We start from the raw sequence: 5,395 nt of genomic DNA, 5'->3' as shown, positions 1-5,395 counted from the left end.
GCATGCTGTCCGCCTGCGAAACCCTACGCGGGAATGACGAGAGGTGAGAAACCGGGGTCATGCATATACATCAACCACAAGACCAGATATTCGCGCTCCCATATATCAACCTATTCCCAACCCGCTATCATCCAACCCAACCACCCGTCCCCATCATGACCGACCCCTACCAAAACTACCCGCGCGACATGATCGGCTACGGCCGCGACGTGCCCCACGCACAATGGCCGCAGGGTGCAAGGATTGCCCTGCAGTTCGTCCTCAACTACGAGGAAGGCGGCGAGAACAACGTGCTCCACGGCGATCCGGCATCGGAAACGTTTCTGTCGGAAATCATCGGCGCACAGGCATTTCCGATGCGCCATATGAGCATGGAATCGTTGTATGAATACGGATCGCGCGCGGGACTGTGGCGGCTGCTGCGGATGTTCGAGGAACGCCGCCTGCCGCTGACCATCTTCGGCGTGGCGATGGCTCTGAAACGCCATCCGGAAGCGACCGCCGCATTCATCGAACTGGGCCATGAAATCGCCTGCCACGGATTGCGCTGGATCAGTTACCAGAATGTCGACGAAGCCACCGAGCGCGCCCACATGACGGAAGCGGTACGGATCATCCGCGATCTCACCGGCAGTGCGCCCACCGGCTGGTACACCGGCCGCGATTCGCCCAATACCCGCCGGCTGGTCGTGGAACACGGCGGCTTTGTCTACGATGCAGATCATTACGGCGATGACCTGCCGTTCTGGCAGCAGGTGGAGGCACGCGCTCCGGACGGTACGATGCGTACCGCGCCGCACCTCGTGGTGCCGTATACGCTCGATACCAACGACATGCGCTTCGCCGCCATGCAGGGCTTCAACTCCGGGACCCAGTTTTTCGATTACCTGAAGGATGCGTTCGACGTGCTGTACCGCGAAGGCGATCCGTCCGGTCTCGACCGGCCGAAGATGCTGTCCATCGGATTGCATTGCCGCATCGCCGGACGGCCCGCGCGTGCCGCCGCGCTGGCGCGCTTCCTGGATTACGTGCAATCGCGCGACAAGGTATGGATCACGCGCCGCATCGACATCGCCAGCCACTGGCGGACCATCCATCCGTTTTCGCCACGGGACACCGCATGACCATCTCACTCGACTTCCTGAATCGTTGCGATAGCGATGCGTTCATCCAGGCGCTGCACGGCATCTACGAACATTCGCCATGGATCGCCGCACGCGCCGCGGGAGCGCGTCCCTTTGCGTCGCCCGCCGCGATCAAGCTGGCCTTGCAGCAGGTAGTCACCGCAGCCAGCGAAGACGAACAGCTCGGCCTGATCCGCGCCCATCCCGAACTTGCCGGCAAGGCGGCCGTGGCCGGCCAGCTGACGAAAGAATCCACCGATGAACAGGCGCGTGCCGGACTGGGCAATTGCAGCGAACAGGAGTTTGCGCAATTGCAGACGCTCAATGCGGAATACAACCGGAAATTCGGCTTTCCGTTCATCCTCGCTGTGAAAGGCCCGGATGGAAACGGACTGGGCCGCGGCGCCATCATCGACACCTTCGGCCGCAGGCTGAAAAACCGGCGCACCGACGAGATCGCGGAAAGTCTGCGGCAGATTGGCCGCATCGCGGAGCTGCGCCTGAATGACCTGCTCGGCATCAGGCCGGATTTCGGCATCGACATCCTGGCGCGTGCCGACTTGCTGGCGCAATGGAGCGACGACGAAGGCGCCCTTACCTGCGCCTACATGACGGAGGCCCATCGCCGCGTGGCCGCGCAATTGGCGCAATGGATGCGCGATGCCGGCATGCAGGTTGGCATCGATGCGGTCGGCAATGTGGTCGGTCGCTATCTGTCGGACGATCCGGATGCGAAGACATTGATCACCGGTTCTCATTTCGACACGGTGCGCAACGGCGGCAGATACGATGGCCGCGAAGGCATCCTGCTCCCGATCGCGGCGGTTCGGCATCTGCATGAGCGCGGCGAAAAGCTGCCGTTCCATCTGGAAGTAATCGGTTTCGCCGAAGAAGAAGGCGTGCGATTCCAGAGCACTTTCCTCGGCAGCAGCGCCGTCGCCGGCGTGTTTGACATGGCCTTGCTGGACAGGAGCGATGCGGATGGCATCACCATGCGCGCCGCGCTCCAGGCAGCCGGCCACCAGGTCGACGCCATTCCTGCGATCGCCCGGGACCCATCCCGTCTGCTCGGCTTTATCGAAGTGCATATTGAACAAGGGCCGGTGCTTCTTGAACGCGGTCTGCCGGTTGGCGTGGTCACGTCGATCGCCGGCAGCAGCCGCTATCTGCTGGACCTGACCGGAACGGCCGGCCATGCGGGTACCACGCCGATGGCAATGCGCAGGGATGCGGCGGCGGCAGCGGCGGAAATTGTGTTGCATGTCGAACGTCGCTGCAGCCGTGAACCGGCGTTGGTCGGTACCGTCGGCCAGTTGCAGGTGCCGAACGGCTCGGTGAACGTTGTACCCGGCGCATGCCGCCTGTCACTCGACATCCGCGCCGCCGACGATGCGGTACGCGATGCGGCGGTGGCGGATGTGCTGAAGGAGATCGCTGAGATCTGCGCGCGCCGCCAGGTCGATTTCCTGCTGACGCCGATCGTGTCGGCACAGGCCGCGCCCTGTGCGCCATGGCTGATGGCGCAACTGGAAGATGCCGCAGCACGGCACGGCGTGCCGTCGTTTCACCTTCCCTCGGGTGCCGGACACGACGCGATGATGATGGCGCGCATCACCGATATCTGCATGCTCTTCACCCGATGCGGCAATGGCGGCATCAGCCACAATCCGCTGGAGACGATGACTGCCGACGATGCCGATCTGTCATGCCGCATCTTCCTTGAATTCCTGCGGGGTTTCAAACCGAAGGCAACGTAACCGACAGTATCGAGTCTTCGGCTGCCGGGTTCATCAATCGACGGGTGCGTCGCATGCGCCCTCACCATCGTCATCGAATATCAATTCCAATGAACTGATTCAACGTGGTTCTACCAGGAACGTCGGCAAAAACACCGCAATTTGTTCCCATCAAGCAATAAATTGGACAAATTCTAACGTTGTTGCAGTGCACATTGCCAATTTAGAATTCCAGTTCTATTATGCCAAACCGAACAACGTTAGTTTTGTGTTATTGCATGTTTTCCTTGCCTGCAATAGTGCGTAGCGCACTGCGGACAAGTTGCACTGCGCATCACATCCCTTCTCACAATTCGACTTAAAAGGAGTCCGCCAGCCTTCCATCATCGTTCCCGCCTTACCGCAAGAAGCACACTGTAAAAAAAATAATTCACAGGAGACAACATGCAAAACCGCTTCATGAAGTGGATCGTCGCCGCTTTGGTGACGATCGTCGCACTGCCGGCCCCGTCCTGGGCTGCCGGTTATACCCAGACCAAATACCCCATCGTGCTGGTGCACGGCCTGTTCGGCTTCGACCGTATCGGCCTGGTCGAGTACTGGTACGGCATTCCCGCCGCACTGCGCAGCGATGGCGCGCGCGTGTATGTGGCCCAGGTGTCCGCCACCAACAGCACCGAAGTACGCGGCGAGCAATTGCTCAGCCAGGTCAAGCAGATCATTGCTGCAACCGGCGCCGGCAAGGTCAACCTGATCGGCCATAGCCACGGCGGCCCCACCGCCCGTTACGTCGCATCGGTGCGGCCCGACCTCGTCGCGTCGGTGACCAGCGTCGGCGGCGTCAACAAGGGATCGAAAGTGGCCGACATCCTGATCGGCGTCGCGCCGGACGGCTCGCTGTCGAACGCGGTGCTGGCCTCGATCACCAATGGCCTGTCGCAGTTCATCAGCTTCCTGTCGGGCGGGTCCGGCCTGCCGCAGAATGCCAACGCGGCCAACGTATCGCTCAGCACCGCCGGTTCGCTGCGCTTCAACCAGAAGCATCCCTACGGCGTGCCGACCACCTCCTGCGGTGAAGGTGCCTACCAGGCGCGCGGCGTGCACTACTTTTCGTGGAGCGGCGCGAAACCCTATACCAATGCGCTCGACATCGTCGATCCGGCGTTGGCACTGACCGGACTGGCATTCGGCTTTGCCAAGAACGACGGCCTGGTCAGCAGCTGCTCCAGCCGTCTCGGCCGGGTGATCCGCGACGATTATTCGATGAACCACCTGGATGAAGTCAACCAGACCATCGGCCTGACGAACATCTTCGAAACCAATCCGGTCACGCTGTACCGCCAGCAGGCAAACCGCCTGAGAAACCTTGGCCTGTAATCCATCCAAATGATAAAAAAATCCACATCCGTGTGGCTTGGGGCGGCGGCTACGGCCGCCGCCGTTTTCGTTTATCTGCTGTCACCCGCCGGCGAACCACCCGCAGCGCCCGTCGCATCGACCGAGCAAAACCTGTTTCCCTTCGTCCGTTCCTTCGAGGGCACGCGGCCAGACGGCCGGATCGAGGTGGACGGCGAGGATCTCGTGGTGAGCGCGGAACTGGTGCGATTGTTTGACTATTACCTTGCCGCGGTCGGCGAAAAGCCGCTGGACGCGATACGCAAGGAAATCGAACTCGAACTGGACCGACGGCTGAAAGCCCGCGCGGCCGGGCAGGCGAAAGAACTGCTGGCACGCTATCTCGATTACAAAACTGCACTGGTGGAAGTGGAAAAGAACAGCCAGCTGGCCGGCGGAACGCTGCAAGCCATCCGCGGCCGCCAGGCGGCGCTGCTGCAAACCCGCGCCCGCTTCTTCAGCGACAAGGAAAGCCAGGCCATGTTTGGCCTCGAAGATGCCTACGACAACGATGCGCTGGCACGCCTGGAGATCGGCCTGGACACCTCACTGACGCCGGAGCAGAAACAGCAAAAACTGGCCGCGCTCGACGCCGCATTGCCGCCCGCCCTGCGAGAGGCGCGGGAAGAGCCATTCAAAATCGCGCGACTGGAGGAATCGGCGAACAAGATGCGCGCCGAAGGGGCCACCGAGGACGACATCTACCGGATGCGCGCCGCCGCGCTGACGCCCGAGGCGGCGGCACGCATGGCCGAAGTCGACCAGGAGGAATCCGCCTGGAAGGCCCGCATCGCCGCCTACCTCGCGCAGCGCAACCAGTTCATCGCCAGCAATCCGCGCCTGCCGGAAACAGAACGGGAAGCGTATCTGGATCAACTACGCCAAGCGCAATTCAACGAGGACGAGCGCAAGCGGTTGGGGGCGTATGAGTGAATTGACGATGGGTTGGATTGGTCGGTTAAGCTTGCTCCAAAATTGTTTATTGTGGGTCTTGTTACAAGCAGTAAGTATTGGGACAAGCTATGCTCGCGCATAGAGGCTGTGGCCGTTGAATTCCGCTTGGGCGCTGCCGGAAAAGAGGGTGTCAAAGCGGATAAAGAAGCGAAATTTGTCTGAGCCGCAGGCGAGTTTATTTCGCTT

At 61.3% G+C, this 5,395-nt stretch carries 4 protein-coding genes; all 4 read left to right on the top strand.

Annotated features, from left to right (window positions below):
* Nucleotides 1–155: 155 nt before the first annotated feature.
* The 4 genes from puuE to V7080_RS23590 all read left to right on the top strand — a co-directional run bounded on the left by puuE (nt 156) and on the right by V7080_RS23590 (nt 5,188).
* Nucleotides 156–1,124, top strand: coding sequence for an allantoinase PuuE (gene puuE, locus V7080_RS23605; protein WP_334190825.1), 969 nt, complete (start codon nt 156–158; stop codon nt 1,122–1,124).
* Nucleotides 1,121–2,881: an allantoate amidohydrolase gene (locus tag V7080_RS23600; protein WP_334190824.1), complete on the top strand. Its 1,761-nt coding sequence runs from the start codon at nt 1,121–1,123 to the stop codon at nt 2,879–2,881. The genes puuE and V7080_RS23600 overlap by 4 nt, the downstream gene beginning before the upstream one ends.
* A 423-nt stretch (nt 2,882–3,304) precedes the next feature.
* Nucleotides 3,305–4,237, top strand: a complete 933-nt coding sequence (locus tag V7080_RS23595; protein ID WP_334190823.1) for a lipase family alpha/beta hydrolase — start codon at nt 3,305–3,307, stop codon at nt 4,235–4,237.
* A 9-nt stretch (nt 4,238–4,246) separates the two neighbouring features.
* Nucleotides 4,247–5,188, top strand: a complete 942-nt coding sequence (locus tag V7080_RS23590) for a lipase secretion chaperone (RefSeq protein ID WP_334190822.1) — start codon at nt 4,247–4,249, stop codon at nt 5,186–5,188.
* Nucleotides 5,189–5,395 lie beyond the last annotated feature (207 nt).

This window comes from Noviherbaspirillum sp. (assembly GCF_036846085.1).
Taxonomy (GTDB): domain Bacteria; phylum Pseudomonadota; class Gammaproteobacteria; order Burkholderiales; family Burkholderiaceae_D; genus Noviherbaspirillum.
Note: the sequence above shows the minus strand (reverse complement) of the source record. Positions and strands in the feature narration are given on the sequence as shown.

What these genes read in the sequence shown, in the direction of transcription:
- puuE (WP_334190825.1), top strand. Translation starts at nt 156, where the DNA reads ATGACCGACCCCTACCAAAACTACCCGCGCGACATGATCGGCTACGGC.
- V7080_RS23600 (WP_334190824.1), top strand. Translation starts at nt 1,121, where the DNA reads ATGACCATCTCACTCGACTTCCTGAATCGTTGCGATAGCGATGCGTTC.
- V7080_RS23595 (WP_334190823.1), top strand. Translation starts at nt 3,305, where the DNA reads ATGCAAAACCGCTTCATGAAGTGGATCGTCGCCGCTTTGGTGACGATC.
- V7080_RS23590 (WP_334190822.1), top strand. Translation starts at nt 4,247, where the DNA reads ATGATAAAAAAATCCACATCCGTGTGGCTTGGGGCGGCGGCTACGGCC.